The sequence below is a fragment of the Campylobacter lari genome, assembly GCF_001017575.1.
GTDB classification, from domain to species: Bacteria; Campylobacterota; Campylobacteria; order Campylobacterales; family Campylobacteraceae; genus Campylobacter_D; species Campylobacter_D lari_C.
The window spans coordinates 472,744-499,547 of sequence record NZ_CP011372.1; the positions used below are offsets into that span (position 1 = coordinate 472,744).

At 32.0% G+C, this 26,804-nt stretch carries 14 protein-coding genes, 10 tRNA genes and 3 rRNA genes; 25 read left to right on the top strand and 2 right to left on the bottom strand.

What is annotated here, in order from left to right; genetic code table 11:
- Positions 1 to 129: 129 nt before the first annotated feature.
- Positions 130 to 1,488 (top strand): sodium:proton antiporter NhaD, encoded by a 1,359-nt coding sequence (gene nhaD, locus CD56_RS02505; protein WP_039617835.1) that lies wholly within the window; start codon positions 130 to 132, stop codon positions 1,486 to 1,488.
- A gap of 9 nt (positions 1,489 to 1,497) precedes the next feature.
- On the top strand, positions 1,498 to 3,033 hold the full coding sequence (gene guaA, locus CD56_RS02510; protein ID WP_039641066.1) for a glutamine-hydrolyzing GMP synthase: 1,536 nt from the start codon (positions 1,498 to 1,500) through the stop codon (positions 3,031 to 3,033).
- Here guaA and CD56_RS02515 read toward each other — a convergent pair whose 3' ends face one another.
- Positions 3,034 to 3,585: a class I SAM-dependent methyltransferase gene (locus CD56_RS02515; RefSeq protein ID WP_039617837.1), complete on the bottom strand. Its 552-nt coding sequence runs from the start codon at positions 3,583 to 3,585 to the stop codon at positions 3,034 to 3,036.
- A gap of 112 nt (positions 3,586 to 3,697) precedes the next feature.
- On the opposite strand from CD56_RS02515, the gene CD56_RS02520 reads away from it, so the two are divergent.
- The 22 genes from CD56_RS02520 (at position 3,698) to CD56_RS02630 (ending at position 23,580) form a co-directional block, all read left to right on the top strand.
- Entirely contained in the window at positions 3,698 to 5,137 is a 1,440-nt protein-coding gene (locus tag CD56_RS02520) for a hypothetical protein (RefSeq protein WP_039617838.1), read from the top strand.
- A gap of 264 nt (positions 5,138 to 5,401) precedes the next feature.
- Positions 5,402 to 6,652, top strand: a complete 1,251-nt coding sequence (purD, locus tag CD56_RS02525; protein WP_047208088.1) for a phosphoribosylamine--glycine ligase — start codon at positions 5,402 to 5,404, stop codon at positions 6,650 to 6,652.
- Positions 6,649 to 7,107, top strand: coding sequence for an RDD family protein (locus CD56_RS02530; protein ID WP_039617840.1), 459 nt, complete (start codon positions 6,649 to 6,651; stop codon positions 7,105 to 7,107). Before purD ends, CD56_RS02530 begins: the two co-directional genes overlap by 4 nt.
- Complete coding sequence (locus tag CD56_RS02535; RefSeq protein WP_047208089.1) at positions 7,097 to 9,133, top strand: LPS-assembly protein LptD; 2,037 nt, start codon at positions 7,097 to 7,099, stop codon at positions 9,131 to 9,133. The genes CD56_RS02530 and CD56_RS02535 overlap by 11 nt, the downstream gene beginning before the upstream one ends.
- Positions 9,133 to 9,789 carry a phosphoribosyltransferase family protein gene (locus CD56_RS02540; RefSeq protein WP_047208090.1) on the top strand — a complete coding sequence of 219 codons (657 nt, stop codon included), beginning with the start codon at positions 9,133 to 9,135 and terminating at the stop codon, positions 9,787 to 9,789. The genes CD56_RS02535 and CD56_RS02540 overlap by 1 nt, the downstream gene beginning before the upstream one ends.
- A gap of 132 nt (positions 9,790 to 9,921) precedes the next feature.
- A complete protein-coding gene (locus CD56_RS02545; protein ID WP_047208091.1) occupies positions 9,922 to 12,030 on the top strand; it encodes a polyribonucleotide nucleotidyltransferase in 2,109 nt (702 codons plus the stop codon).
- 88 nt (positions 12,031 to 12,118) lie between these two features.
- A tRNA-Lys gene (locus CD56_RS02550) sits at positions 12,119 to 12,194 on the top strand.
- Between the two features lie 15 nt (positions 12,195 to 12,209).
- Positions 12,210 to 12,285: transfer RNA gene (locus tag CD56_RS02555), tRNA-Val, on the top strand.
- Positions 12,286 to 12,304: 19 nt separating this feature from the next.
- Positions 12,305 to 12,381 (top strand) — tRNA-Asp (locus CD56_RS02560).
- A gap of 2 nt (positions 12,382 to 12,383) precedes the next feature.
- Positions 12,384 to 12,459: transfer RNA gene (locus tag CD56_RS02565), tRNA-Lys, on the top strand.
- Between the two features lie 15 nt (positions 12,460 to 12,474).
- Positions 12,475 to 12,550, top strand: a tRNA-Val gene (locus CD56_RS02570).
- Positions 12,551 to 12,569: 19 nt separating this feature from the next.
- A tRNA-Asp gene (locus tag CD56_RS02575) sits at positions 12,570 to 12,646 on the top strand.
- Between the two features lie 2 nt (positions 12,647 to 12,648).
- A tRNA-Lys gene (locus tag CD56_RS02580) sits at positions 12,649 to 12,724 on the top strand.
- A gap of 5 nt (positions 12,725 to 12,729) precedes the next feature.
- Positions 12,730 to 12,805, top strand: a tRNA-Glu gene (locus tag CD56_RS02585).
- A gap of 1,359 nt (positions 12,806 to 14,164) precedes the next feature.
- Positions 14,165 to 15,678, top strand: a 16S ribosomal RNA gene (locus tag CD56_RS02590).
- A gap of 95 nt (positions 15,679 to 15,773) precedes the next feature.
- Positions 15,774 to 15,849: transfer RNA gene (locus CD56_RS02595), tRNA-Ala, on the top strand.
- 7 nt (positions 15,850 to 15,856) lie between these two features.
- Positions 15,857 to 15,933 (top strand) — tRNA-Ile (locus CD56_RS02600).
- A 455-nt stretch (positions 15,934 to 16,388) separates the two neighbouring features.
- A 23S ribosomal RNA gene (locus tag CD56_RS02605) occupies positions 16,389 to 19,296 on the top strand.
- A gap of 276 nt (positions 19,297 to 19,572) precedes the next feature.
- Positions 19,573 to 19,689, top strand: a 5S ribosomal RNA gene (rrf, locus tag CD56_RS02610).
- The 16S, 23S and 5S rRNA genes sit together here with 2 tRNA genes alongside, the layout of an rRNA operon.
- Positions 19,690 to 20,901: 1,212 nt before the next feature.
- The gene (locus CD56_RS02620) at positions 20,902 to 21,576 is read left to right on the top strand and encodes a class I SAM-dependent methyltransferase (protein WP_052768359.1); all 675 of its coding nucleotides are present in this window, start codon (positions 20,902 to 20,904) and stop codon (positions 21,574 to 21,576) included.
- Position 21,577: 1 nt separating this feature from the next.
- The gene (locus tag CD56_RS02625; protein WP_321029228.1) at positions 21,578 to 22,921 is read left to right on the top strand and encodes an ATP-dependent DNA helicase; all 1,344 of its coding nucleotides are present in this window, start codon (positions 21,578 to 21,580) and stop codon (positions 22,919 to 22,921) included.
- Positions 22,922 to 22,935: 14 nt separating this feature from the next.
- Positions 22,936 to 23,580 (top strand): flagellar basal body-associated FliL family protein, encoded by a 645-nt coding sequence (locus CD56_RS02630; RefSeq protein WP_052243076.1) that lies wholly within the window; start codon positions 22,936 to 22,938, stop codon positions 23,578 to 23,580.
- Here CD56_RS02630 and lolA read toward each other — a convergent pair whose 3' ends face one another.
- Positions 23,581 to 24,087, bottom strand: a complete 507-nt coding sequence (gene lolA, locus CD56_RS02635; protein WP_039617849.1) for a LolA-like outer membrane lipoprotein chaperone — start codon at positions 24,085 to 24,087, stop codon at positions 23,581 to 23,583. It abuts the gene before it with no gap.
- A gap of 117 nt (positions 24,088 to 24,204) precedes the next feature.
- Here lolA and secA point away from each other — a divergent pair, with 117 nt between their 5' ends.
- Positions 24,205 to 26,796 (top strand): preprotein translocase subunit SecA, encoded by a 2,592-nt coding sequence (gene secA / locus CD56_RS02640; protein WP_047208092.1) that lies wholly within the window; start codon positions 24,205 to 24,207, stop codon positions 26,794 to 26,796.
- Positions 26,797 to 26,804 lie beyond the last annotated feature (8 nt).

The window sequence follows — 26,804 nt, forward strand, 5'->3', positions numbered from 1 at the left end:
TATTTTAACATTTTTTTTATTAATATTTCTAAATGCATGTGGCTATAAAGATGCTCCATTTTATGAGATAAAAGATAATAATGGCAGTGTAAAAGAGATTAAAAAATTCCAATCTTTGGAGAGTGAAATATGAGTAGAATACTTTTTTTACTTTGTTTTAGTATTAGTTTTTTATTAGCAGGCCAAACTCATGAGTTGAATTTGGCTTTTAGCGCTTTGGGTATAGGTGTTTTAATAATTTTTATATTAGGTTATTATTTTATCGCAGCAGAAGAGAAATATCATATCAATAAAACTAAGCCTGCTTTATTTATAGGAACTTTATCTTTTGTTATCATAGGTATATATATGGTAATGAATGATTTAGATACGCAAATGCTTGAAGAGAGTGTTAATCATCTTATTTTAGAAATTGCACAAATTGTCTTTTTTTTGATAGCCGCTATGACTTTTATAGAAGCTTTGATAGAAAGATCAGTTTTTGAAACTTTAAAATACAAACTTGTAAGCAAGGGTTATACTTATAGAAAGTTATTTTGGCTAACAGGTATTTTAGCTTTTTTTATCTCTCCAATTGCAGATAATCTTACAACAGCTTTGATTTTATCCACTGTGCTTTTAACCATAGATAAACATAACAAAGAATTTTTAATTCCAGGTGCTATAAATATTGTAGTAGCAGCTAATGCTGGTGGAGCTTGGTCGCCTTTTGGTGATATTACTACTTTGATGGTTTGGACAGCAAAAAAAGCCACATTTTTTGAATTTTTTGCTCTTTTTCCTGCTTCTTTTATTGGCTGGTTACTTACTGCTTATTTATTGTCACGTTATGTGCCTAATATTAAGCCAAATTTCCATAAGGATAATTTAGAAAAAGTAGAAATTAAACCAGGCGGTAAAGTTTTTATTGTACTTGGTTTTTTAACTATAGCTTTGGCAGTATTTATTCATAGTATTTGTGATTTACCTGCAATGTGGGGTATGATTTTTGGTCTTTCATTGCTTAGTTTATATATGTATTTTTTCAATAGAAAACAAGGTAAAAAAGATTTAAATATTTTTCATTATATGACGCGTATTGAAATGGATACTTTATTATTTTTCTTTGGTATTTTATCTGCAGTAGGTGCTTTGCATTTTGTTGGTTGGCTTGCATATGCTTCTGATCTTTATGCAAAATTTGGAGCTACTAGTATTAATATAGGAGTAGGATTTTTATCCGCTATTGTTGATAATGTTCCGGTTATGAGCGCGGTATTAAAAGCAAATCCAAGCATGGATGATACTCAATGGCTTTTGGTAACTCTTACAGCAGGAATAGGGGGATCTTTGATTAGTTTTGGTTCAGCTGCTGGAGTAGGAGTAATGGGCAAAATGAAAGGAATTTATACTTTTAATGCTCATTTAAAATATGCATGGACGATTTTGGTTGGTTATATAATATCTATTATAGTTTGGTATGTACAATTTCAATTGTTAAATTTATAAAGGAGTTAGATGAAAAAAGCAGATATTTTAGTTTTGGACTTTGGTTCACAATACACGCAACTCATTGCTAGAAGATTAAGAGAGCAGGGTGTGTATGCAGAAATTTTACCTTTTAATGTGAGCTTAGATGAGATTAAAGCTAAAGAGCCCAAAGGTATTATTTTAAGTGGTGGGCCAGCTAGTGTATATGCAAATGATGCTTATTTTTGCGATAAGGGTGTTTTTGATTTAAATATACCAGTTTTAGGAATATGTTATGGTATGCAACTTATGGCACATCATTTTGGAGCAAATGTTGCTCCAGCAGGTCATAAAGAATATGGCAAAGCAACTATAGATATTCAAAATGATAGTGATTTGTTTAAAAATTTACCTAAAAAGCAAACAGTATGGATGAGCCATTCTGATAAGGTTGAGAATTTACCACAAGGTTTTGAGGTTTTAGCAACTAGTGAAAATAGTCCATTTTGTGTATTTGGAGATGAGAAGCGTAAATTCTTTGCTTTACAATTTCACCCTGAAGTGCAACATAGTGAATTTGGGAAAAGCATTTTGAAAAATTTCGCAAAATACGCATGTAACTGTGATAGTGTATGGAATATGGGATCTTTTGCAAAAACTCAAGCACAAAAAATCAAAGAAGAAGTAGGAAATGATAAAGTACTTTGTGCTGTTAGTGGCGGGGTTGATAGCAGTGTAGTGGCTGCATTATTAGCAAGTGCGATAAAAGATCAAGTAGTAGTTGTTTTTGTTGATAATGGTCTTTTAAGAAGCGGTGAAAAAGAACAAGTTGAGTATATGTTTAGACACACCTTGGGTATTGATTTAATCAGTATTGATGCAAGGGAGATTTTCTTAAGTCGCTTAGCAGGAGTGAGAGATCCTGAGCAAAAGAGAAAAATCATAGGAAATACTTTCATAGAAGTTTTTGAAGAAGAAGCTAAAAAACATAAAGACGTAAAATATCTAGCACAAGGGACTTTGTATACGGATATTATTGAAAGCTCGGTTGTAGGGGCTAGTAAGACTATAAAATCTCATCACAATGTGGGTGGTTTACCTGAAAAGATGAATTTAAAACTCATCGAGCCTTTAAAGGAAATTTTTAAAGATGAGGTAAGAGCTTTAGGAATGGAACTTGGTTTAAGTAAAGATGTAGTTTATCGCCATCCTTTTCCAGGTCCAGGTCTTGCTATACGTATAATGGGCGAGGTAAATGAGCCTAGCTTGGAGCTTTTAAGAAAAGCAGATGTTATTTTGATCGAAGAATTAAAAAGCAGTGGTTGGTATGATAAGACATGGCAAGCTTTTTGTGTGCTTTTAAACGTGCAAAGTGTTGGTGTAATGGGAGATAATAGAACCTATGATAACGCAGTTTGTGTACGTGTAGTTAATGCAAGCGATGGTATGACTGCGACTTTTTCTCATTTACCTTATGAATTATTAGAAAATATTTCACGCCGTATTATTAATGAAGTAGAAGGAATCAATCGCGTAGTGTATGATATTTCTAGTAAGCCACCAGCAACGATTGAATGGGAATGATTATTTAGTGCAAAAATATACAAAAGCAGGAGGGAGATTTTGCCAAATGATAGGTGAAATTTCTACCTTGCTAAAAGTGGCAAAAAGTTTTTTCTTAAAAGCCCTTCCTTTTGGTGTTGGGAGTATATAAGCAAATGTTGCAAAACAACCATTTTCCTCTAAAGCATCATGAATAGATTTTAATAATAAATCTTGCTCTTTGGAATTTAATAAAGCCCAAGGAATTCCTGAGATAATTAAATCAACGCTGTTGATTGCTCTTTTTTCTAGCATATTTGGTAAAAATTCTGCTGAGTTGACTTCTATATCTATATTTTTTATATTTTGTTTTAATTTTTTTGCCATGTGAGGATTGATTTCAACGGCAAAAAATCTTGCATTATGACTTTTTTGTTTGAGGATATACTTTGTAAAACTTCCGGTACCAGGCCCTATTTCAACGATATTTTTTGCATGTTGAACATGAGAAGTTATGAGTTTGCTTAATTTTTTGGAGCTTGCGCAAAACGCTCCTGTTTGTTTTGGGTTTTTAAAATATTGATATAAAAACATAAATAAAATACCTAAAGATGTTTATTTTGTGAAATTTTAAAATATAATTGTAAATTTATAAAAACAAAGTTAAAATAAGAATTGAATTTTTCTTTAGATCAAGGATTTGGATATGCACGGAAAAATAATGGTTTATGTGGATGCTACTGGAAGAGGAACAGTAATTAATCTTGCAAAAACATTTTTTGAATTTAACAAGCATGCATGGCACGATAAAAGAAGTATGCCAACAGTTGGTATGTTTGTTGAATTTAGATCCGATGGAAAGCATATTACCGATTTAAGACCTTCTAAATTTCAAGAATTTGGAGATAGTGATTTTATCAAAGAAAGAGATTTTTGGAAAACAGATAGTGATGATGAATTAGAAGATTTAAGACTGACAAGACGTGATGCTTATGTCCAAGAGCTTTATAGGGAAACTGATTATGACAATCTTGATAAAATTGTATTGAACTTAACTATTCCACAAGCAATTCAAAGATATTTTTATAATGAAACTTTATCAATTAATGCAGTAAAAGATATCAACACAGATGAGGTGCCATATATTATTGATTTTTTTGCTATGAAGCGTTTTTTGTATAAGGCTTTAGATACTTTATTATTTTCGGATAATACTATCAATCAAGCTGATTTTTCTGCAATGAAAAATATTATAGTGCACCTTGAAATGGCATATAAAGATATGAAAGATAAGCAAAAACATATCAATATGGAGCGTTTGTATGATGAGGTGTTTTTATCTCATCAATGTCATTATCAAGCACTTTTAGCTTCGATTGATAATAGGAAAAATAGAAAATTAGCACTAGATCGTCAGATGAGTACTTTAATTACAGATATAAAATCAAAACAAGCAAGATTAGAATCTGAAAATGGTAAAAAACGCCAAGAATTTGAAGAGTTGATACAAAGTAAAAAACAAAAATTAATAGAAATTAAAAATGAAGTTGACTATTTTACAAAAAGCGTAGAAAAATTAGAGGCAATGAAAAAGTCTTTTTATGAAAAAAATTTTACTATTTTTAGTAATAGTTTTAATATGGCAAGAGAAAAACTTTTTGAAAAAATTAAGCAAGGTTTGAATATTTGTGCTACAAAATTAGATATAGAAATTTGGAAAAAATCTTTAAAATCAACAAGTATTAAAAACTCTTATTTTAAAACAGCAAGTGAAATTTCTTTTTGCACGCTTTCTTTTGCTGAGCTTTATTTAAATAGGCTAAATAAACATGCCTTAAACCCAAATGATCAATTGTTGTTTTCTTATGTTAAGAAGGTTCGAAAAGAATGCGAAAAGAATTTTTTAGTGGTTACTTCTAATCCTGATTTATATATTAATATGAAGATTCAAATTTTTGCAATGAATCCTTATTATGTAGTTAAACATGCACCTAAAAAAGTAAATTATCAAGGATTAATGAAAAACACTGAATTTGATATAGTTTATGTCGATGAAAAGACTATATGGGCACCTGTTGCTGATGTTATTTTAGAGGGGAAATATTTCTTAAAAAAAGATTCTAAAACTAAATTTAAAATTTTATAAAAATCCTTTTTAAACCCTATTTTTAAGTTTTCTTGGTTATAATTATATTGCCTAAATGGTTCGATATGGTATTAAAGAGGATCCAACACATTAATTATAAGCTGTGATGTGTGATTTACCGTGTTCTGTGACTTCGTTTGAGTTTTGAAAAAAGCGAGAAGCTGCAGCCTTTAAAAATCACCTAATGGCATACTTTGACTTTTTGAGGGTCAGACACTTATACTCCGGCCATTTGGGTTTTTTGCAACACTTTTAAGGAAAATAATGAAAATTTTAATATTAGGAAGCGGTGCAAGAGAGTATTCTATCGCTTTGGCTCTTCAAAAAACAAATGATAATTTAGAATTTTATTTTGCTCCAGGAAATGGTGCTACTGCTAAAATAGGAATCAATCTTAATATGAAAGATCCTAAGGTGATTACAGCTTATGCAAAAGCATCTGAAATTGATCTTTGCATAGTTGGAAGTGAAAATTTTTTAGCAGAGGGTATAGTAGATCTTTTTAAAGAAAATAATATTGCTATTTTTGGGCCTACTAAAGCTGCTGCTATGCTAGAGGCTTCAAAATCTTATATGAAGAGTTTTTTAAAAAAATATAAAATTAAAACAGCTAAATTTTTAAATACAACAGATTATGAAAAAGCTAAGAAATTTATAACATCCTTAACACCTCCTATTGTTGTAAAAGCAGATGGTTTATGTGCAGGTAAAGGGGTGATTATCGCACAAAGTCACGAAGAAGCTTTAGAAGCCACTAAAAATATGCTGAGTGGAGAAAGCTTTGGTGAGGCTGGAAAAATTGTCGTAATTGAAGAATATCTTAATGGTTTTGAATTGAGTGTATTTGCAGTTTGTGATGGAAATGATTTTATATTATTGCCTGCTGCGCAAGATCATAAAAGATTATTAGATAATGATAAAGGACCTAATACAGGTGGCATGGGAGCTTATGCCCCAAGTACTTTAGCAAGTGAGAATTTGTTAGAGCAGGTGAAAAAAGATATAGTGGCGCCAACCCTTAAAGGTATGAAAGAAGAAGGTGCTGAATTTGTTGGAGTGTTGTTTATAGGTTTAATGGTTGTAAATAATAAACCTTATGTTTTAGAGTATAATGTGCGTTTTGGCGATCCTGAGTGTGAAGTTTTGATGCCTTTGATAGAAAATCCTTTGGATTTATTTTTAGCATGTGTGAATAAAAATCTTGCTAATACTAATATAAAAATTAAAAATGAATTTGCTGTGGGTGTGGTTTGTGCAAGTAAAAATTATCCTTACAAGGACTCACCAAAAGCCTTGATCGAGATAGATAATGTCCCGCAAAATTCTCATATTTCTTATGCTGGTGTAAGTTTGGAAGATGATAAATTGTATGCTAGTGGTGGTCGTGTATTGGTTTGTGTAGGAACTGGAAAAAGCATTGAGGAAGCTCAAAAAAACGCTTATATGCTTTGTGAAAATGTTCATTTTAAAGGAAAACAATATAGAAAAGATATTGCTTTTCAGGTTCTTAAATGAGTGCAAATCAAGAATTATTTGATAAACTAGAAAAAGAAGAGCTAAAAATAGCAAGTTTTAAAAAAAGATTTTTAGCTTATATTATTGATAGTTTTGTAATTTTAGCTATTGTAAGTATTATTTTGCTTGATAAAATTAATTCTATGCAAACTTATGATGAAATTCATAATCTTTTAATGCGCTTTGCTGGCGGAATTTTGATTTTACAGTTTGCATATCATAGTTTATTTACTTATTTGTATGGTGCAACTTTAGGAAAAATGCTTTTGAAGATTATGGTGATTGATCAAGAATTGCTAGATAAGCCAAATTTTACCCAAAGTGCTTTAAGAGCAGGTGTAAGGCAAATTAGTGATATGTTGTATGGTTTAGGATTTGCTTGGGCCTTGAGTAATATTGTTTTAAAAACTTGGCATGATTATGCAGCAAAAACAGTGGTGATAGATCTTGCGTAAAATATTACTTTCTTTAGCTTGTGTAGGAAGCTTGTATGCTTCTAAAGTAGATATTTATGCTTTAGATGTTGTAAAAACAAATGATATCATAGAAGCAAAAGATAATGTAGTTGTAGTTTCTGATTTATATTTAATCACTGCAAGTGAGGCTAAATTTAATGAAACAACAAAAGATTTAGAACTGTTTGGTGATGTGAATATCTTACGAGGGCAAAAAGAAAGAACTAATTCTACTTATACTAAAATTAACCTTAAAGATAATACAACAGCTTTTAAAAATTTATTTTTTTCAAATAACGATTTAGAGGTTTGGTTGCAATGTCATCAAGCTGATTTAAATGATAAATTTGTTATAACTAAAAAGTCAGTTGTTTCTAGTTGTAATGTAGAAAATCCTGATTGGGAGATTCGTTTTGATGAAGGAAAATTAAATAAAGAAAGTAATTTTTTGCATCTTTATAATGCAAGATTATATGTTAAAAATACTCCTGTGATGTATTTACCTTATTTTGGTTTTAGTGTGGATACTAAAAGAAAAAGTGGTTTATTAATTCCTCAGGTAGTTTTAAAGCAAAGTGAGGGGTTGTATTACAACCAGCCAATTTATTATGTTATTGATGATAATGCAGATATTCAATTTGAACCTCAAATTAGAACAAAAAGAGGTTATGGATTATACTCAACTTTAAGATTTATTGATAGTCCTTATTCTCAAGGTGAAATTAGCGGTGGTATTTTTGGAGAAAAATCAAGTTATAGAAGAAAGGAAAATTTAAAAAACAAAGAACATTATGGCTTAGAAATCAAATATTCAAGTGAAGCTTTGTTCAAAAGTCTCTTGAATGATGAGTTTCAAGAAGGTTTGTGGATTGATGCTACTTATTTAAATGATGTAGATTATATGAATTTAAGCTCTAGCGCAAAAACCGAAGCTTCTTTAGTTACTTCAAAAATAAATTATTTCTTATCCGATGATGATAATTATTATGGTGCTTATGCAAAGTATTATATAGATACTTCCAAAATTAGTAATAAAGATACCATGCAAGAATATCCATCCTTTCAATATCATAGATATTTAAATGGATTTTTTGACAATTATATACAATATAGTTTGGATGCTTCTTTTCATAGATATTATAGGCATACAGGTATTTATGCTAAAACATTAGATTTTGATCTACCTTTAATTTATCATACAAGCTTTTTGGATGATTTTTTAAATTTTACTTTTACTGAAAGAATATATGTAAATTTTGTAGATTATTCTAATACAGATAATAAGAACCAAGAACATTTGTTTCAAAATTCTCATAATTTTTCTTTATATACAGATCTTTCTAAGCCGTATGAAAATTTTTACCATACATTATATTTGGGGGTCAATTATTTTATACCTGGGGCCAAATCAGGTAAAATTACTGAAGATTTTATAGATTTAAAAAATGATCCTGAGCAGTTTAATTTTTCAATGTATCAGTATTTTTATAATACTTTAGGTAAAAAAAAATTATACCATAATCTAAAGGCAAAATATTTTACCAAAGAAGGTAGTTTTGGTGGTTTTGATAATGTTGTAGAATATTTTTATAATGATTATATAAGCTTGAGAAATGAAGCAGAATATTCTGGGGTGGATAATAGGTTTGATAAAGTATTTAGTGAAGCTTTGTTTGATTATGGTGAGTGGAAGCTTAGTTTAAATCATGCTTATAGAATTTATGAAAATGAAAAATACAATTTTTTAGGAACTAAAGCTCAATATAACATAAACAGTAATTATCAAATATTTGGTGGTTTGTGGTTTGATTTAAATAAAGATCCTGAAAAATGGGAAGTAGGTTATACCTATCAAAGAAAATGTTGGAATTATTCTTTGATGTATCGCAAGGATATTTCACCTAAGCTTACTAGCGGAGGGATTAGCGCTAAAGATCAAAGTGGTGTATATTTTATGTTTAATTTTTATCCGTTGGGCGGAGTTTCTTATGATTTTTCTTTGGAAGAAAATGAAAGGTCTATATAATGCTTTTTGAAGATGAAAAAGATGCGCTTGATAGATTATATGATATATTACCATTAAATAAACTAAAAGATTATATTATTATTACACCTTCTTTAAAATCTATAGTTTTTGTCGATGCGCTGGCGCAAAAATTAGAAATCCCATATGATTTTTTATTCACAGAGCAAATTAAAGCTCCCAATAATGATGAATGTCAAATAGCTATGATTAGTGAGACAAAAGAGCTTGTTTATAATGAGGCTTTAGTTAGAGCTTTTGATATAAGTTTAGATTATATTTATGGTGAGGCAAATAGGACTTATGAAGAAAAAATTTTAAAAAATGTATATCGTTACAGAAAAGGAAATCTTTTAAAAGACTTAAAAGGAAAAAATATTTTAATGTTACATGAGGGCTGTGAAAGCGGGATTACTGCTTCTTCATGTATTAAAAGTTTGCTAAAGGAAGAAGTAAATAGTATTATTTATGCCACTGCCTTAATGCCAAGTGATGTGTATGATTATATTAGTGTTTTTGTAGATGAGGTTTATTGTGTGCAAAAGATTGATCATTTTGTAAATATTGAGTTCTATTTTAAAAATAAAACGATTTTACAAACCCATGAAATTTTAGATATTTTAGAAGAAAGTAGATATTATTTACCTTTAAAAAAGTAAATTTATATCTAAACAATTTGTTGTTTAGATATAAATTTATAGGCAAAATAAAAACAGGCTTTTTAAGTTTTAATTTTTAAAATTTAAAAAGCTTATTTGGTTTTGTCTATGATAAAAATTTAAAGGAAAATCATGCGACATGAAATAAATATCAATAATCATCTTGAAATATTTGATACCGATAAAGTAGCAAAACAAGCTGCTGGTGCAATTTTAATGCAAGAAAAAAATGCAGTAGTCTTAGCAACTGTAGCAAGAGAAGAAAAAATGGTAGAAGAGGATTTTTTACCTCTTACAGTGCAATATATAGAAAAAGCCTATGCAGCAGGTAAAATTCCAGGTGGCTATGTAAAAAGAGAAACCAAACCAGGTGACAATGAAACACTAAGCGCAAGGATTATAGATAGAAGTTTAAGACCTCTTTTTCCAAAAGGCTATGCTTATCCAACGCAAATTGTTGTGATGGTTCTTTCTGCTGATCCTGAAGTGGATTTACAGGTGATGAGTTTAAATGCTGCAAGTATTGCTTTATATTTAAGTGATATTCCCATCAAAGCACCAGTTTGTGGTGTAAGAATAGGTCGTATAAATAATGAATTTGTTTTAAATCCAAGCAATAGTGAGCTAAAAAATAGCACCCTAGATCTTTATGTAGCAGGTGTTAAAGATGAGCTTTTAATGATAGAAATGAGAGCTTTGGCAAATAAGCAAAACAACAAACATTGTGTGAATGAGTTAAGTGAAGATGATACTTTAAAAGCTTTAGATTTTGCAAGTAATGCAATTTTACGTGGTTCCAATGAATATGAAAAAACATTTGCTGCTTATAGAAAAAATTCCAAACTTGAGTTTAAAATAGAGCTAGATAATGCTCAAATTATTGACTATATAAAAAATACTTATATGACAAAACTTAAAATTGCTATTAATCAAATGGCAAAAAGTGAAAGGGCAAGTGAAATTTTACAAATTGCAAAAGAAATTGAAAGCGAAACAATAGCTATTGAAAATGAATGGAAATTTGAAGATATTGAAAAAGCTTTGCATGTATGTAAAAGAGAACTTATTAGAAACCAAATTATTAATGAAAATAAAAGAGCAGATGGTAGAGGTTTGAAAGATGTTAGGAAAATAGATATAGAAACAAATATTTTACCAAGTGCTCATGGATCTTGTCTTTTTACTAGAGGACAAACCCAAGCCTTAGTTGTTGCAACTTTAGGAAATGACAATGATGCGCAAATGTCAGATTTGCTAACAGAAAAAAATCCAATTTGTGAAAAATTTATGGTTAATTATAATTTTCCGGGGTTTTCTGTGGGTGAGGCTAGTCCTATAAAAGCTCCTGGTAGAAGAGAACTAGGGCATGGAAATTTAGCAAAACGAGCTTTGCATCCTAGTGTGGATGTAGATTATGCTCATACTATTCGTTTGGTGTCTGAAATTTTAGAAAGTAATGGTTCTAGTTCTATGGCTACTGTTTGCGGTGGTGCTTTAGCTTTAAGAGCTGCAGGAGTAAAAAGTGAAAAACTAGTAGCAGGTGTGGCAATGGGGCTTGTTTTTGAAGATGAAAAATATGCTATTTTAACCGATATCATGGGGCTTGAAGATCACGACGGAGATATGGATTTTAAAGTGGCAGGAAGTTATGAAGGGATTACTGCTTTGCAGATGGATATAAAACTTGGTGGTATAGAGCAACAGGTTTTAAAAGAAGCTTTATATCAAGCAAAAGAAGCTAGAGAACATATTTTAAAACTAATGGAAGAGGCTGATAGAAGCATCATTGTTAATGAAGCTATTTTACCAAAGATTGAAATTTTTAATGTAGATCCAAATAAAATTCCTGATATCATAGGTCAAGGCGGAAAAACTATAAAAGAAATCATCGAAAAATTTGAAGTTAATATCGACTTAGATAGAGATAAAGGCGAAGTTAAGATAGCAGGAATTAATCATGATTTAATTTCTCAAAGCAAAGAATATATATTAAATTTACTCCATTCTAAAGGTTCTAATAAAAAACGCGATAGAAAAGAAATGCCTAAATTTGATATCGGAGAAGAATTTATAGGAAAAGTTCAAAAAGTTGTAGAATTTGGAGTTTTTGTAGAACTTAAAGAAGGCGTGGATGGTTTATTGCATAATTCTAAGATTAAAGAAAAGTTAGAAGTAGGCAATGAAATTAAAGTTAAAGTTGCAGAAATTAAAAATGGGAAAGTTTCTTTAGATTTAGCCTAAATTTTGAGCATATTAAAAAATATGCTCAAAATTTTATATTATATCTTGACAAAAGAATATTCTTTTGGCATAATTTCATTTTTTGAATGTCTCGTTAGCTCAGCCGGTAGAGCATCTCCCTTTTAAGGAGGGGGCCGTTGGTTCGAATCCAACACGGGACACCACTAAAAATCTTTAATGGTCGCTTAGCTCAGTTGGTAGAGCGCCACCCTTACAAGGTGGATGTCATAAGTTCGAGTCTTATAGTGACCACCATTCTTTTATTGTTTTAGGTGCGGCGGTAGTTCAGCTGGTTAGAATATCGGCCTGTCACGCCGGAGGTCGCGGGTTCGAGCCCCGTCCGCCGCGCCATTGTCTCGTTAGCTCAGCCGGTAGAGCATCTCCCTTTTAAGGAGGGGGCCGTTGGTTCGAATCCAACACGGGACACCACTAAAAATCTTTAATGGTCGCTTAGCTCAGTTGGTAGAGCGCCACCCTTACAAGGTGGATGTCATAAGTTCGAGTCTTATAGTGACCACCATTCTTTTATTGTTTTAGGTGCGGCGGTAGTTCAGCTGGTTAGAATATCGGCCTGTCACGCCGGAGGTCGCGGGTTCGAGCCCCGTCCGCCGCGCCATTGTCTCGTTAGCTCAGCCGGTAGAGCATCTCCCTTTTAAGGAGGGGGCCGTTGGTTCGAATCCAACACGGGACACCACTCATGACCCTTTCGTCTAGTGGCTCAGGACGTCACTCTCTCTGTGTGATAACAGAGGTTCAAATCCTCTAGGGGTCGCCATAAGTTAAATTAATTTTTTTATTGTCTTGCAATATAGGAGATTAGAAAATTATAATACTTTTGTTGGTCTATTATATAGACAATAATGATGAACATTTTACTATTAGTATTGTAAAAACAATGTAAATATATGCAAGGTAGATACAATATTTTTTTATCAAATAATATGTATATAAGTCAATATGTTGATTTTGTAAATATTTTAGTAACAGATGATGATATTTTTAATGCCGAGTTAAAAATAAATTATGAGATTTTTAAATTCAACGATAGAATAAAAAAATATAGTGAAACTCTTAAGTAGGGATTTAAAAAATTATTTGATTTTGGATGTAGAAGCATATTTTAATAATTTTTTAAGATATAGTAGTGATGTTAAGATTTGTTGTGTGTTTTCTAGTTTAAAAAACACTTGAGGAAAATTCTAAAATCATAAAAATAATTTTTACATAATATAATCAATACAATCATTATGGCGATCTATAGAAATTCTTATTTGAAAATTTATTTGATATAAAATTCATTTTGTCATCACAAAGAAAAGTTTATATTCTTTACTTAATAAGATTTGTGGAAAATATTGAGTTATTTTTATGATTTTTATAATATTTAGTGTTAATTAAATAACCATAGTTAACTTTAAAATCTATCAAGAATTTATCATAGGGGTGAAAAATAAATTAGCAGAGATGAAAAACTATATTCAAGTTCAAATAATAAATTTACACACAAATACAATCAAAGAGTTAAAATAGATATTTTAATGGATTTTTTTAAAAAATATAGGCTGGTAAAAATTTATATAGTCTTAAAAATACATGATATTTTGTTCACATAGTACAAAAATAATTTTTACGCAAAGGCTTCAATAAGCCCTTATCTTACTCTCCTTGCCATTATAACTACTACATGCTATCAACCAACATCTCATTTTTTTGCTAAACTCTAATACTTATATTATATATCCATCACCTCCAGTTTTTCGATATTAAATCTATATATTACATATTATAATACACCTCTATATTTCTTTCTCTAATCTTTTTTCCACACCCTCCGCCCCCCCCTTTTTTTTTATCCTAAAACAAATTCCTTTAAATATATAATCTATTTAATAAAACTTTAAGCTTTTATTGCTATAATTTCATTTCCTTTTTAAACGAAAGGGTTTTAAAAAGCTAAGACTTTTTGTCTTAATTTTTTAGTATTTGTTCTTTAAATTATTAATATTGTTAATCAAATCTTATAGTCAATCTTTGAAATCTAAATAAGTGATCGATTGAGCCAGAAAGATTTATTTTTAAATCTTAACAATCAACTTTTTCTTTGAAGAAAAAGATTAAACTTATCCAATTATTTTTTATGGAGAGTTTGATCCTGGCTCAGAGTGAACGCTGGCGGCGTGCCTAATACATGCAAGTCGAACGATGAAGCTTTTAGCTTGCTAGAAGTGGATTAGTGGCGCACGGGTGAGTAAGGTATAGTTAATCTGCCCTACACAAGAGGACAACAGTTGGAAACGACTGCTAATACTCTATACTCCTGCTTAACACAAGTTGAGTAGGGAAAGTTTTTTCGGTGTAGGATGAGACTATATAGTATCAGCTAGTTGGTGAGGTAATGGCCCACCAAGGCTATGACGCTTAACTGGTCTGAGAGGATGATCAGTCACACTGGAACTGAGACACGGTCCAGACTCCTACGGGAGGCAGCAGTAGGGAATATTGCGCAATGGGGGAAACCCTGACGCAGCAACGCCGCGTGGAGGATGACACTTTTCGGAGCGTAAACTCCTTTTCTTAGGGAAGAATTCTGACGGTACCTAAGGAATAAGCACCGGCTAACTCCGTGCCAGCAGCCGCGGTAATACGGAGGGTGCAAGCGTTACTCGGAATCACTGGGCGTAAAGGGCGCGTAGGCGGATTATCAAGTCTCTTGTGAAATCCAACGGCTTAACCGTTGAACTGCTTGGGAAACTGGTAGTCTAGAGTGAGGGAGAGGCAGATGGAATTGGTGGTGTAGGGGTAAAATCCGTAGATATCACCAAGAATACCCATTGCGAAGGCGATCTGCTGGAACTTAACTGACGCTAAGGCGCGAAAGCGTGGGGAGCAAACAGGATTAGATACCCTGGTAGTCCACGCCCTAAACGATGTACACTAGTTGTTGGGGTGCTAGTCATCTCAGTAATGCAGCTAACGCATTAAGTGTACCGCCTGGGGAGTACGGTCGCAAGATTAAAACTCAAAGGAATAGACGGGGACCCGCACAAGCGGTGGAGCATGTGGTTTAATTCGAAGATACGCGAAGAACCTTACCTGGGCTTGATATCCTAAGAACCTTTTAGAGATAAGAGGGTGCTAGCTTGCTAGAACTTAGAGACAGGTGCTGCACGGCTGTCGTCAGCTCGTGTCGTGAGATGTTGGGTTAAGTCCCGCAACGAGCGCAACCCACGTATTTAGTTGCTAACGGTTCGGCCGAGCACTCTAAATAGACTGCCTTCGTAAGGAGGAGGAAGGTGTGGACGACGTCAAGTCATCATGGCCCTTATGCCCAGGGCGACACACGTGCTACAATGGCATATACAATGAGACGCAATACCGCGAGGTGGAGCAAATCTATAAAATATGTCCCAGTTCGGATTGTTCTCTGCAACTCGAGAGCATGAAGCCGGAATCGCTAGTAATCGTAGATCAGCCATGCTACGGTGAATACGTTCCCGGGTCTTGTACTCACCGCCCGTCACACCATGGGAGTTGATTTCACTCGAAGCCGGAATACTAAACTAGTTACCGTCCACAGTGGAATCAGCGACTGGGGTGAAGTCGTAACAAGGTAACCGTAGGAGAACCTGCGGTTGGATCACCTCCTTTCTAGAGTACAAACTGATAAGTCTCACAACTATCAGTTCATATATAGACTCAATCATCCTTGTTTAGATTTCAAAGATTGATGAAAAGCTAATTTTGGGGAATTAGCTCAGCTGGGAGAGCGCCTGCTTTGCACGCAGGAGGTCAGCGGTTCGATCCCGCTATTCTCCACCATTTATAAGGGCCTATAGCTCAGCTGGTTAGAGTGCACCCCTGATAAGGGTGAGGTCACAAGTTCAAGTCTTGTTAGGCCCACCATAAAAAAGATTTGTTTATCAATCATATAATAAAGTTTTAAAACTTAAAGCAAGTATATAACTAATAATAAAGTAATAAGTAAAGTAAAATAATTTATTACTTATGTTTTTAAATTATTTAAACTCTTTATATATACTTCCTTTAGGTTTTAAGACCTAAGCTAAATAAATAATAGAATATTTTATATATTAGATTAGTTATTTAATGTTATTTGAATTATCATTGTTAAGAGTCACAAGCAAGTTTTAATAAAAACAATTTTACAGGACTTGTTAAAGGATAAAACCTAGCTATCTTTTCTTTAGCTTTTAGTTAAAGACAAGTTTTAAACTCACAACCTAGTGAGACTAATTTATTTAGTTTTATTAAGTGTTTAAATGCTTTCCGTCTTAAGATAGTAAAGTCTTATCATAAAAACTTTAACAAGGAAGTGATGCGTTTTAGAATGAATTAAAAGGTAAGCTATTAAGAGCGAATGGTGGATGCCTTGGCTGGTAAAGGCGATGAAGGACGTACTAGACTGCGATAAGCTACGGGGAGCTGTCAAGAAGCTTTGATCCGTAGATTTCCGAATGGGGCAACCCAGTATATAGAGATATATACTACCATAATGGAGCGAACGTAGGGAATTGAAACATCTTAGTACCTACAGGAAAAGAAATCAATAGAGATTGCGTCAGTAGCGGCGAGCGAAAGCGCAAGAGGGCAAACCCAGTGCTTGCACTGGGGGTTGTAGGACTGCAATGTGCAATAGGTGAGGTTAGTAGAACACTCTGGAAAGTGTAGCCATAGAGGGTGATAGTCCCGTATACGAAAACCAAACCTTAGCTAGCAGTATCCTGAGTAGGGCGGGACACGAGGAATCCTGTCTGAAGCTGGGTCGACCACGATCCAACCCTAAATACTAATACCAGACCGATAGTGCACAAGTACCGTGAGGGAAAGGTGAAAAGAACTGAGGTGATCAGAGTGAAATAGAACCTGAAACCATTTGCTTACAATCATTCAGAGCACTATGTAGCAATACAGTGTGATGGACTGCCTTTTGCATAATGAGCCTGCGAGTTGTGGTGTCTGGCAAGGTTAAGCACACGCGAAGCCGTAGCGAAAGCGAGTCTGAATAGGGCGCTTAAGTCAGATGCTGCAGACCCGAAACGAAGTGATCTATCCATGAGCAAGTTGAAGCTAGTGTAAGAACTAGTGGAGGACTGAACCGATAGGCGTTGAAAAGCCCCCGGATGACTTGTGGATAGGGGTGAAAGGCCAATCAAACTTCGTGATAGCTGGTTCTCTCCGAAATATATTTAGGTATAGCGTTGTGTCGTAGTATAAGGGGGTAGAGCACTGAATGGGCTAGGGCATACACCAATGTACCAAACCCTATCAAACTCCGAATACCTTATATGTAATCACAGCAGTCAGGCGGCGAGTGATAAAATCCGTCGTCAAGAGGGAAACAACCCAGACTACCAGCTAAGGTCCCTAAATCTTACTTAAGTGGAAAACGATGTGAAGTTACTTAAACAACCAGGAGGTTGGCTTAGAAGCAGCCATCCTTTAAAGAAAGCGTAATAGCTCACTGGTCTAGTGATTTTGCGCGGAAAATATAACGGGGCTAAAGTAAGTACCGAAGCTGTAGACTTGATTTTATCAAGTGGTAGGAGAGCGTTCTATTTGCGCCGAAGGTATACCGGTAAGGAGTGCTGGAGCGAATAGAAGTGAGCATGCAGGCATGAGTAGCGATAATTAATGTGAGAATCATTAACGCCGTAAACCCAAGGTTTCCTACGCGATGCTCGTCATCGTAGGGTTAGTCGGGTCCTAAGTCGAGTCCGAAAGGGGTAGACGATGGCAAATTGGTTAATATTCCAATACCAACATTAGTGTGCGATGGAAGGACGCTTAGGGCTAAGCAAGCTAGCGGATGGAAGTGCTAGTCTAAGGTCGTAGGAGGTTATATAGGCAAATCCGTATAACAATACTCCGAGAACTGAAAGGCTCTTCAAAGTCTTCGGACAGCGAGGAGAATTGCTGATGCCGTCGAGCCAAGAAAAGTTTCTAAGTTTAGCTAATGTTGCCCGTACCGTAAACCGACACAGGTGGGTGGGATGAGTATTCTAAGGCGCGTGGAAGAACTCTCTTTAAGGAACTCTGCAAAATAGCACCGTATCTTCGGTATAAGGTGTGGTTCGCTTCGTATTAGGATTTACTCCGAAAGCGAAGAAACTTACAACAAAGAGTCCCTCCCGACTGTTTACCAAAAACACAGCACTCTGCTAACTCGTAAGAGGATGTATAGGGTGTGACGCCTGCCCGGTGCTCGAAGGTTAATTGATGGGGTTAGCATTAGCGAAGCTCTTGATCGAAGCCCGAGTAAACGGCGGCCGTAACTATAACGGTCCTAAGGTAGCGAAATTCCTTGTCGGTTAAATACCGACCTGCATGAATGGCGTAACGAGATGGGAGCTGTCTCAAAGAGGGATCCAGTGAAATTGTAGTGGAGGTGAAAATTCCTCCTACCCGCGGCAAGACGGAAAGACCCCGTGGACCTTTACTACAGCTTGACACTGCTATTTGGATAAGAATGTGCAGGATAGGTGGGAGGCTTTGAGTATATGACGCCAGTTGTATATGAGCCGTTGTTGAGATACCACTCTTTCTTATTTGGGTAGCTAACCAGCTTGAGTTATCCTCAAGTGGGACAATGTCTGGTGGGTAGTTTGACTGGGGCGGTCGCCTCCCAAATAATAACGGAGGCTTACAAAGGTTGGCTCAGAACGGTTGGAAATCGTTCGTAGAGTATAAAGGTATAAGCCAGCTTAACTGCAAGACATACAAGTCAAGCAGAGACGAAAGTCGGTCTTAGTGATCCGGTGGTTCTGTGTGGAAGGGCCATCGCTCAAAGGATAAAAGGTACCCCGGGGATAACAGGCTGATCTCCCCCAAGAGCTCACATCGACGGGGAGGTTTGGCACCTCGATGTCGGCTCATCGCATCCTGGGGCTGGAGCAGGTCCCAAGGGTATGGCTGTTCGCCATTTAAAGCGGTACGCGAGCTGGGTTCAGAACGTCGTGAGACAGTTCGGTCCCTATCTGCCGTGGGCGTAAGAAGATTGAAGAGATTTGACCCTAGTACGAGAGGACCGGGTTGAACAAACCACTGGTGTAGCTGTTGTTCTGCCAAGAGCATCGCAGCGTAGCTAAGTTTGGAACGGATAAACGCTGAAAGCATCTAAGCGTGAAGCCAACTCTAAGATGAATCTTCTCTAAGCTCTCTAGAAGACTACTAGTTTGATAGGCTGGGTGTGTAATGGATGAAAGTCCTTTAGCTGACCAGTACTAATAGAGCGTTTGGCTTATCTTATTTAAGCATCACTTCCTTGTTAAGGTTTTTAATAAAGCTTTGAATGTTTTTATATGAAAACTACATTTAGCTTATAAAATCTTACAAGTAAAGTTTATATTAGAACTTGCTCTTAACATTGTTTTTTAAGTATTCTAAAACAATAAAGTGATTTAGTTTAATAAAACATCTAAATATAAGAATAAGATTAAAAACTAAAATAAAAATGATTTTTATATCTAAATCTTATTGATTGCTTTTATTATGCTATATTAAATAGAATATTTAAATAACAATGTCCGTGATTATACAGATGTGGAGACGCCTTGCTCCATCCCGAACCAAGAAGCTAAGCACATCGTGGGTGATGATACTACGCCTTACTGGCAGGGGGAAAGTAGCTCATTGCGGACTTGTTAGTTCTCTTATTATTCTTACTTATTACTTAGTTGAATCCTTAATTAGTTTATTATTTCTTTTCTTTAGAGATAGTTTTTATTGTTTTATAATTTATTTCTTTTATTTCTTTTATTTCTTTTATTTCTTTTATTTCTTTTATTTCTTTTATTTCTTTTATTTCTTTTATTTCTTTTATTTCTTTTATTTCTTTTATTTCTTTTATTTCTTTTATTTCTTTTATTTCTTTTATTTCTTTTATTTCTTTTATTTCTTTTATTTCTTTTATGGTGCGATCATGAATTATTTATTGGTTTAGTTAGTTTTTATTGCTTGTGGTGGATTAGTTTGGTTAGCTTGTGAAAATTTCTAATTAGTTTGTGTTGATTAGGTAGGATGTTTATTGTTATTTTTTATTATTTTATAAAATTTAGTTATTTAGTTGGATGGTTTTATTTTTTAGATGTTTTAGTTTGAGTGGCTATTAATTTTTTTTAGTAGTAGTTTGTTTTTATTTTTAAATTTTTTATGGTTTTTAGGTTTATTATTTTATTTTTTGTGGTTTTTTTATTTAATTATATTCCTTTTTATTTTTTAATTTATTTTTATTCTTTATTGTTTTATTTTTTTTGCTATTGTTTTTTATTTTTTGTCATGGTTTTTATTTTTGTTTTTAGTTGTTTGTGTTTTTAGTGATTTAGCTTTTGGATTTATATTGTTTGGGGATTTAGTCGTTTTAAGTTTAAAATGTTTATAGCGAGTTTGATAAATTTAGTTTTTTAGTTTTTACTGCTTATTTTTTTGCTTTTTTATTAATATGAAAAATTAGATTTTTAGTTGTTTAGTTGTTTAGTTGTTTAGTTGTTTAGTTGTTTAGTTGTTTAGTTGTTTAGTTGTTTGGTTGTTTGGTTAAACGGTAGGGTACGTTTTTATTGTGAAATTTTTTAATTAACTGTAGCTTTAAGATTTGATAGAATGCTTACTAAGAATTAGATGATTTGGTTGTTTTAGTTATTTTTATGGCTTAGATTTGTGTTGTTTGGTTATTGAATTGTTTTAATGGTTTATTTGATGGTTTGAGGTTGGGTGATGAGATTAAAATGAAAAGTTTTGATATAATAAAGTTATTATAAGGATGTATGATGTTAGATAATAAATATGATAATATTTTTTTTGATAAATATGCCTTAATGCTAAGATCTAAAGTGGGATTGGATGGGGTGTTGGTGAATGGAAAAATTTAAAACTTGTTTGATAAGTTTAAAAGATAAAGTTATATTAGACTTAGGTTGTGGATATGTGTGGCATAGTATTTATGCTTTAGAAAATGGTGTTAAAAAAGTTTTTGCTATTGATTTATCTTTAAAAATGTTAGATAAAGCTAAGATTAAAACAAGTAAATATAAAAATAAAATATCCTTTTATAGAGGCTCTTGTGAAAAAATAGATAAAATCATTAATTTACAAAATATAAAATTTGATATAGTTATTAGTTCTTTAGTTTTTCATTATATAAAGGATTATGAAAAATTAATTTTTAATATTTCAAAACTTCTTAATAAAAATGGTAGTTTAGTTTTTAGTGTTGGGCATCCTGTTTTTACTGCAAATATTTCCCAAGATTTTATATATGAGAATAATGGGGATATTCAATATTTTCCTATTAAAAATTATTTTTATGAAAATAAAAATAAATATAATTTTTTAGGCGAGGAAGTGGTTAAATATCACTGTATCTTAACAAGTTATATTTCTTCATTATTGCAAAATAATTTTAAAATAACCAATATTATTGAGCCAAAACCTTCTAATAAAATTATCAATCTTTTTCCTGAATTTAAAAATAAATTTAAAAAAGAATGGCATAGGCCAATGATGTTAATAATATCTTGCATGAAAGAGTAGTTTGAATTTGGTTGTAGAGAATTTAAGATCTTTTTTAAAAAATAATAATGTATTTTTAACTGGTGGTGCAGGTGTTGGTAAGTCTTTTTTAACTATGGAGCTTATAAGATCTTATAGAGTTCAAGGAAAAATTGTTATTGTATTGGGTTCTACTGCACTTAGTGCTTTTAATATAGGAGGGGTTACTTTACATAGTTTTTTTGCTTTTAAAAGATGTCAAAATTATGATGAGTTGTATTATGAAGATAGGAAGCAAAAAGATAAGCTAGAAAAATTAAAGAGAATTTTAAAACAATGTGATTTATTGGTTATTGATGAAATCTCTATGGTAAGTGCTTCATTGATGGAAATGATTTATTATAGATTAACAAGAAGTGGTTTTAATGGTAAAATTTTATTGGCTGGAGATTTTTTTCAACTTCCACCCGTGGTTAAGCATAAAGAAAATCAAAACCAAAATACTTTATTTCAAAATACTTTATATGCTTTTTCTTCGCAAGCTTGGAATGATCTTAAATTTATTAATCTAAAACTTAGCGTTACAAAAAGAACTTTAGATAAGCAATTTTATGAATATTTGTTTTTTCTTAGAATGGGTGAAGTAAATAAAGAAATGCTAAATTTCTTTAAAAAAATGTTAATTAGTTCAAAAAATTTACTTGAATATATGGATGAATATACTCTATTATGTGCCACAAATAAAAAAACTAATTATATTAATACTGAAAAATTAAATCTTTTACAAGGTAAAGAAAGTATATTTAAAGCAAAAGCTGAAAAACTAGATTGTACCTTAGATGATAAAACTTATGAGCAGTGGATTAATGGACTTAATTCTTTGGGTGAATTAAAATTAAAAATAGGCGCTAAGATTATTTTTTGTGTGAATAATAAAGAAGAGAATTATTATAATGGGGAGCAAGGTGTTGTTTTAGATTTTATAAAAGATAAAGAGCAAGAATGTATTTTAATAGAAAAAAATAATGGTGAAAGATTGAAATTAAAACCATATGAATATACCTTAGAAGAGTATGAGTTAGACAAAGATGAAAAACTAGAAGTTAAGATAAAAGCTAAATTTGTTCAATTTCCTATAAAACTAGCTTATGCTATAACAATCCATAAATCTCAAGGTATGAGTATAGATAAATTAATATGTGATATTGATGGAATTTTTGAAAAAGGACAATTGTATGTATGTTTATCAAGAGCTATTAATCCAAGTAATTTAAAAATCGTATATAATTATAAAATGCCTTTTGAGGATTATTTTTTAAAAATTTTAAAATTCGATAAAGAGGTAAAACAATTTTATTTACAAGAAAAGTTTGTAAATTTAGAATAAGATGGAGAATGATTATGAGATGGGTGGTAATTTTATTTTTTTCTTTTTGTAGTATTTATGCTAATTCTTTAAGTATAGAAGATTTTAGAACAGATTTGTATTCAAAGGTTGGAAATAATACTTTAAAAAAGATTGAAATAACTCTAGAATTTGAAGGTGAAAATTTAGAAGAGAAAAAGATTATAGATGCTCTAAATACTATAATATCTAGCTATTTTTATGAAGATTTATTCACAGAAGTGGGCAAAAACAATTTCAAAGAAACTTTGCTTAAATTTAGCAATAAAAAATATAAAACTCAAATAAAAAATATTTATATTTTAAGAATTAATTCAGTGAGTCAATTTGATTTAGAAGAATTAAAGCGTTTTGTCAAAGATTTAGAAAAAAAAGACGAAGATTTAAAAGAAACTATTAAGCAAGAAGAAAATCAAAATATTCTTAAAGTTACCAAAACTTCAGATCAAAATAATACCCAATCAAAAGATATGAATGTTACTCAAACAAGTAGTGTTAAGGATAGCAATATAAGTTTTAACCAAGATGTCAATACAAGCAAAGAGGCCATGGATATGATTTTAAAAACTATGGAAAATACTCAAATGCAAATGTTAGCACCAAGCAAAGAACAAGATTTATTTAAAGAGATACCATTTTGATTATTGGATTATATCAAAATGGCTTGGGATTTTTGGTATAAAAATATTTTCGTTAATATTTTGATCAAATTTTTGGTTGTAAAAATAAATACTGACTAAATTTCCCAATTCATCTTTATAAGAAATACTATTAAGACTACTATTTTCTAGTTTGATATTATATGTGATATTTTCGTATTTTGCTTCATAATTTTCATGAGATATTAATTTTGCATTTTTAAAAATTGCTTGAAGATTTGGTAAATTTTGCAATTGAGTATAAATGGCTTGTTCTAATTCAGGTTCTATGATAACAACTTCTTTATGATTGATATAAATTTGCTTTTTATTTGGCTTAGTGTAATTCCAAAAAGCTTTATTTTGAGTAATGATAAAATTTCCTTTGTAATTTAGCGAAGAATTATTACTTTGCACTTTTTGCTCAAAATCACTGCTAAAATTTTTAAAATTTATATCAAAAGCAAAAATATTACAAGCAAATATCATTAAAAATATAAAATATTTCATAATTATCCTTTAAAAATTTTGCAAATTATATAAAATTTATGCAAATAAAATTTTATATAGTTCTAATTAAAATCAAGGTATAATTTAGCATATATTTTTGTAATTAAAGGTAAAAAAATGTTTTCTAGTGTATTTAAAGCAATATTTGGCACAAAAAACGATCGAGAAGTAAAAAAATATTTAAAGAGAGTTGCGCAAATTAATGCTTTAGAGTCAAAATACCAAAATTTAAGCGATGATGAATTAAAACAAAATTTTATAGATTTTAAAACACAAATTCAAAAAGAAGAAAAAACTTTAGATCAAATACTAAATGATGTTTTTGCAATAGTTAGGGAAGTAGGAAAAAGAACGCTTAATATGCGTCATTTTGATGTGCAATTAATCGGTGGTATGGTTTTACATGAAGGAAAAATCGCTGAAATGAAAACTGGGGAAGGTAAAACCTTGGTTGCAACTTTACCTGTTGTATTAAATGCTATGAGCGGTAAGGGTGTGCATGTAGTTACTGTAAATGATTATTTGGCTAAAAGAGATGCAGAGCAAATGAGTGCTATTTATAATTTTTTAGGTTTTAGTGTGGGAGTAATACTTTCAGAACAAAATAGCGATGAGGCACATAAAAAAGCTTATGAGTGCGATATAACTTATGGTACAAATAATGAATTTGGCTTTGATTATTTGCGCGATAATATGAAATTTTCAAAGCTTGAGAAAGTACAAAGGGAACATAATTTTGTTATAGTTGATGAAGTAGATAGTATTTTAATAGATGAAGCAAGAACTCCACTTATTATAAGCGGGCCTACAAATAGAACTTTAGATGGTTATATTAAAGCAAATGAAGTAGCAAAACAAATGCAAAAAGGCCAAGCAGCTGCTACTCCTCAAGAATTACCAAGTGGTGATTTTGTTGTTGATGAGAAAAATAGAACTATTGTGATCACAGAGGCTGGAATTTCTAAGGCTGAAAAATTATTTGGAGTGGAAAATTTATATAGCTTAGATAATGCAATATTAGCCCATCAGCTTGATCAGGCTTTAAAAGCACATAATTTATTTGAAAAAGATGTGCATTATGTATTAAGAGATAAAGAAGTTGTAATTGTTGATGAATTTACGGGAAGATTAAGCGAAGGAAGACGCTTTAGCGATGGCTTGCACCAAGCATTAGAGGCTAAAGAAGGGGTTAAAATTCAAGAAGAGAGTCAAACTTTAGCAGATATTACTTTCCAAAATTATTTTAGAATGTATAAAAAATTAGCAGGTATGACAGGTACTGCACAAACTGAGGCAACAGAATTTTCTCAAATTTATAATTTAGATGTGGTTTCCATACCTACAAATATACCGGTTGCAAGAATAGATAAAGATGATTTGATTTATAAAACTCAAGAAGAAAAATTTAAAGCAGTTATTGAAGAGATAAAAAAAGCCAACGCAAAAGGTCAACCGGTTTTAGTAGGGACTGCAAGTATTGAAAGAAGTGAAGTATTTCATAATATGCTTATAAAAGAACGCATTCCTCATCATGTGCTTAATGCTAAAAATCACGAGCAAGAAGCTTTAATTATCCAAGATGCGGGTAAAAAAGGCGCAGTAACTATAGCTACTAATATGGCAGGCCGTGGGGTTGATATAAAAATAGATGATGAAATAAGAGCTTTAGGAGGGCTTTATATTATAGGAACTGAGCGCCATGAAAGCAGAAGAATAGACAATCAACTTCGTGGGCGTGCAGGACGTCAAGGTGATCCTGGTGTAAGTAGATTTTATTTAAGTTTAGAGGATAATCTTTTGAGAATTTTTGGTGGCGATCGCATTAAAAATATTATGGAAAGATTGGGCATAGAAGAGGGTGAGCATATAGAAAGTCGTATTGTTACAAGAGCTGTTGAAAATGCACAAAAAAAAGTTGAAAGCTTACATTTTGAAAGCAGAAAACATTTGCTTGAATATGATGATGTGGCTAATGAGCAAAGAAAGACTATTTATAATTATAGAAATGAATTGTTAGATGAAGAATTTGACTTGCAAGATAAAATTTTAAAAAATATTGCTGAATATAGCAATCACTTGGTAAGTCAAATTTATTTAAATGCAGAGCTTGAAGATGATGTTAAGCATTTTGAAAGTTTAAAACAAAAAGTAAATTATGAATGCAATCTTGAGCTTAGCGAAGCTGATTTTAAAGATTTGGGTGTAATTGAAGTAGAAAATAAATTAAGCGAAATTTTAGAAAAAGCTTATAAAGACAAAATGAGCATTATTGAAGATAAAGAAGCTAGAAGAATTGAAAGAATTTTATACCTTCAAATTTTAGATAATCTATGGAGGGAGCATTTATACCAAATGGATATTTTAAAAACTGGTATAGGTTTAAGAAGTTATAACCAAAAAGATCCTTTGGTGGAATATAAAAAAGAAAGCTATAATCTTTTCATGGAGCTTGTTGAGCGTGTTAAATTTGATAGTTTAAAATTGCTATTTAACGTAGTCTTTACTCCAAAAGAAGCACAAAATTTTGAAGAAAAAAGCCATGAACAAAATGAGCAGTTTTTAGCTAATACCACAGAAAGTGGTGTTGATGAAAATGGTGAAGCACAAATTACTAAAGTACCTAGAAATTCACCTTGTCCTTGTGGTAGTGGTAAAAAATATAAAGAATGCCATGGTAAAAGTGGTCCTAAAAAAGGTATTTTAGCTTAAGGTTTGAA